This window comes from Polaromonas sp. P1_G4, assembly GCF_056405475.1.
The window spans coordinates 1-3,748 of record NZ_JBFUCA010000435.1; the positions used below are offsets into that span (position 1 = coordinate 1).

Here is a 3,748-nt window from a genome sequence, read left to right on the forward strand (position 1 = left end):
GGAGTTCAAAGTCGGGATTGTCAATCTGGACCGGATTTTCCGGGAAGCCAATTCCGCGAAAGCCGCCCAGACCAAACTTGAGCAGGAATTCAGCAAGCGTGAAAAAGAGCTGAACGATCTGGCGACCCAGCTGAAAACACTCTCCGACAAATTTGAGCGTGAAGCCCCGACGCTCGCGGAGAGTCAGCGCGTTTCACGGCAAAAGCAGCTTGTTGACCAGGATCGGGACTTCCAGCGCAAGCGCCGTGAATTCCAGGAAGACCTGAACACCCGCAAGAATGAAGAACTCCAGCAGGTCATCGAACGTGCGAACAAGGTTGTGAAGACGCTGGCTGAGACGGAAAAGTACGACCTGATTCTCCAGGAATCGGTCTATGTCAATCCCAAGCATGACATCACCGACAAGGTGATCAAGGCGTTGAACGCTGCCCGTTGATTGCGGGGTGTTCACCACGATCACCATCGTGAAAATGGCAGGCGCAGTGTGACACTCCGTCTTGCCGATATCGTTGAATCCCTAGCCGGTGCAGTACAGGTCGAACTGGTCGGCGACCCCGGCCTGCAGATAGAGCGGCTCTCTACGTTGGAGGCTGCCGGTCCCGCGGACCTGAGTTTCCTCAGCCACCCCAAATACTTGTCCAAGCTCGCGCAGTCCGAGGCTGTCTGCGTCATTGTGGCGCCCGCCGCGCGCGAGGCCGCAGTCAAGCGTGGCGCCTGCATCGTGACAGACGATCCCTACCACGCTTTTGCGTTGGTCACCCAACTCTGGAAGCGGTGGCATTCCCCGCAGGTGGTTCCGCACATTCATCCCAGTGCCTATATCGATCCCTCTGCCACTGTGGCGTCCGGCGTTTCGATCGGTGCATTTGCCTGCATTGGCCAAGGCGCGGTGATTGGCACGGATGCGCGGATTGCGGAGCATTGCGTCGTCGGGCGGCATGTGCAAATCGGTGCGAACACCCGGTTGTCGGCGCGCGTGACCGTGGCCGACGGCTGCCGCGTGGGGGAGCGCTGTATCGTGCACTCCGGCGCGGTGATCGGCGCTGACGGTTTTGGCTTTGCGTCGCACCAGGGACAGTGGGTGAAGATCGAGCAACTTGGTGGTGTGCAGATCGGCAATGATGTCGAGATCGGTGCCAACACCTGCATTGACCGCGGTGCGCTGCAGGATACGGTGCTGGAAGACGGTGTGAAGCTCGATAACCTGGTCCAGATCGGCCACAACGTCCGGGTTGGCAAACATACCGCCATGGCCGGCTGTGCCGGCGTCGCGGGCAGCGCCACGATTGGTGCGCATTGCACGGTGGGGGGCGGCGCCATTGTGCTGGGCCACCTGACGCTCGCCGATGGTGTGCATGTCTCGGCTGCATCGGTGGTAACCCGATCCATTTTGAAGCCCGGGCATTACACCGGGCTCTTTCCCATCGACGACAATGCTGTCTGGGAAAAAAATGCCGCTACGCTCAAGCAGCTTCATACGCTTCGTGAGCGTCTCAGGGAGGTCGAAAAAGCCATCCTGCACTCAGGACACACTCAAGAAAAATCATGATGGATATCCACCAAATTCTCAAACAGCTGCCGCATCGTTATCCCATCCTGCTGGTGGACCGGGTGCTGGAAATCGAAAAAGGCAAACGCATCAAGGCGCTCAAAAACGTCACGATCAACGAGCCCTTTTTTATGGGGCACTTTCCCCATCACCCGGTGATGCCGGGGGTATTGATACTGGAAGCCATGGCGCAGGCGGCCGCGCTGCTGGCCTTTGCGACGCTGGGCGTCACGCCCGACGACAAGACGGTCTATTACTTCGCCGGCATCGACGGTGCACGCTTCAAGCRCCCCGTTGAACCTGGCGACCAGCTGATCATGGACGTCACACTGGACCGCATGAAGGCCGGCATTTTTAAATTTAAAGGGGTCACCAGGGTAGGTGAGACCATTGCCTGTGAAGCCGAATTGATGTGCACCATGCGCACGATCGCGTGAATGGGCCCCACGCTTTTCGCTTCGCGTAATTCGCTGCCCCCCGAGAGGGCTGCTGCGCCTGCGGTCTGGCGGAGCCAGTCCCGCGGCCCCGGTGTGAAGGGGGACTTGCCCATACGGCTTTTGGCCGACCTATTCGCTGAACAGTTGATTTCGTCATGACGGCTATACATTCCACTGCACTTATTGATCCGCAAGCCCAGCTCCATGAGTCGGTGAGCGTCGGTCCCTATACGGTCATTGGTCCGCACGTGAAGATTGGTGCCGGCACCACCGTGGGCGCCCACTGCGTGATCGAAGGACACACCACCATAGGCCGTGACAACCGGATTTTCCAGTTCAATTCACTGGGTGCAATTCCGCAGGATAAAAAGTATGCGGGTGAACCTTGTGAACTGGTGATCGGCCACCGCAACACCATTCGCGAGTTCTGCACCTTCAACATCGGCTCGCCGGGCGACACTGGCGTGACCCGTGTGGGGGATGACAACTGGCTCATGGCCTATGTGCATCTGGCGCACGACTGCGTGGTGGGCAACAACACCATTTTTGCCAACAACACCCAACTGGGTGGCCATGTGCATGTCGGCGACTGGGTGATTCTGGGCGGCTTCACCGTCGCGCACCAGTTCGTGAAAATCGGTGCCCACAGCTTCACCGCCATGTGCTCGCTGCTGTTTGCCGATTTACCGCCTTTTGTCATGGCGCAGGGACAACCGGCCGAGGCGCGCTCCATGAATTTTGAAGGGCTGCGGCGACGGGGCTTTTCACCGGAGCGAATTTCCGCTGTCAAGGCCATGCACAAAGCGCTGTACCGTGACGACCTGACCCTGGATGTATCGCGCGAGCGCATTGCCGCTCTGACGGAAAAGTACCCAGATGCCGCGCCTGATGTGCAGATGATGCTTTCATTTCTGGAACAAACCTCGCCGCAGCGCGGCATTGTCCGGTAAGACCTATGTCGTTGATGGAGCCAAGCCCTCTGCCAGCCCGTAGAGAGGCAGGCCTCCCCGTTGCGGACTCCCTGAGAGCCCGTTCCCCTTGCGTGGCGATGGTCGCGGGCGAAACCTCTGGAGATTTGCTCGCCGGCCTGCTGCTCGATGGTTTCAAGGCCCGCTGGCCGGCACTGACGTCAAACGGTATCGGCGGCTCACAGATGGCAAGCCGCGGTTTTAACGCCTGGTGGCCCAGTGAAAAGCTGGCGGTACGCRGGTATGTTGAGGTATTGCGGCATTACCGCGAGATCGTCGGCATACGCGAACAACTGAAGCAACGCCTGCTGGATCAGCGCCCAGACCTTTTCCTTGGCATTGATGCACCCGACTTCAATCTTGACCTGGAGGCGGCGCTCAAGGTCCAAGGCATCAAGACCGTGCATTTTGTCAGCCCCGCCATCTGGGCCTGGCGTGCCGACCGTGTTGAAAAGATACGGCGCAGTGTGGACCACGTGCTGTGCATCTTTCCTTTTGAGCCTGCGCTGCTGGCTGCTCATGGCATTGCCGCGACCTATGTGGGGCACCCGCTGGCCAATGTCATTCCCCTGCAGCCTGACCGCGCAGCGGCCCGGCGCAAGCTGGGTTTGCAGGATGAAGACACCGTGGTGGCCATTCTTCCCGGTAGCCGGAAATCCGAAATCCAGTACCTCGCGCAACGATTCTTTAAGGCTGCAGCCCTTATTCAACATGCGCAACCAGCTATCAAATTTATAGTGCCGGCCATTCCCGCGCTGAAGGGCGTGATTGAGCGCCATGCGGACGTGGAAGGA

Annotated in this window: 5 protein-coding genes; all 5 read left to right on the forward strand. The window is 59.2% G+C overall.

Features of this window, described 5'->3' with window-relative positions:
- On the forward strand, positions 1–436 hold a 436-nt coding region (locus AC1D1X_RS18160; protein ID WP_477698819.1), incomplete at its 5' end, for an OmpH/Skp family outer membrane protein.
- Between the two features lie 48 nt (positions 437–484).
- Positions 485–1,549: a UDP-3-O-(3-hydroxymyristoyl)glucosamine N-acyltransferase gene (gene lpxD / locus AC1D1X_RS18165; RefSeq protein ID WP_477669256.1), complete on the forward strand. Its 1,065-nt coding sequence runs from the start codon at positions 485–487 to the stop codon at positions 1,547–1,549.
- The gene (gene fabZ / locus AC1D1X_RS18170; protein ID WP_477698820.1) at positions 1,546–1,986 is read left to right on the forward strand and encodes a 3-hydroxyacyl-ACP dehydratase FabZ; all 441 of its coding nucleotides are present in this window, start codon (positions 1,546–1,548) and stop codon (positions 1,984–1,986) included. Before lpxD ends, fabZ begins: the two co-directional genes overlap by 4 nt.
- 155 nt (positions 1,987–2,141) lie before the next feature.
- Positions 2,142–2,936, forward strand: a complete 795-nt coding sequence (gene lpxA / locus AC1D1X_RS18175) for an acyl-ACP--UDP-N-acetylglucosamine O-acyltransferase (RefSeq protein ID WP_477669258.1) — start codon at positions 2,142–2,144, stop codon at positions 2,934–2,936.
- Positions 2,937–2,950: 14 nt separating this feature from the next.
- On the forward strand, positions 2,951–3,748 hold a 798-nt coding region (gene lpxB / locus AC1D1X_RS18180; protein WP_477698821.1), incomplete at its 3' end, for a lipid-A-disaccharide synthase.

Bases quoted from the DNA above. Each gene is read 5' to 3' on its own strand.
- lpxA (WP_477669258.1), top strand. From the start codon at position 2,142: ATGACGGCTATACATTCCACTGCACTTATTGATCCGCAAGCCCAGCTC.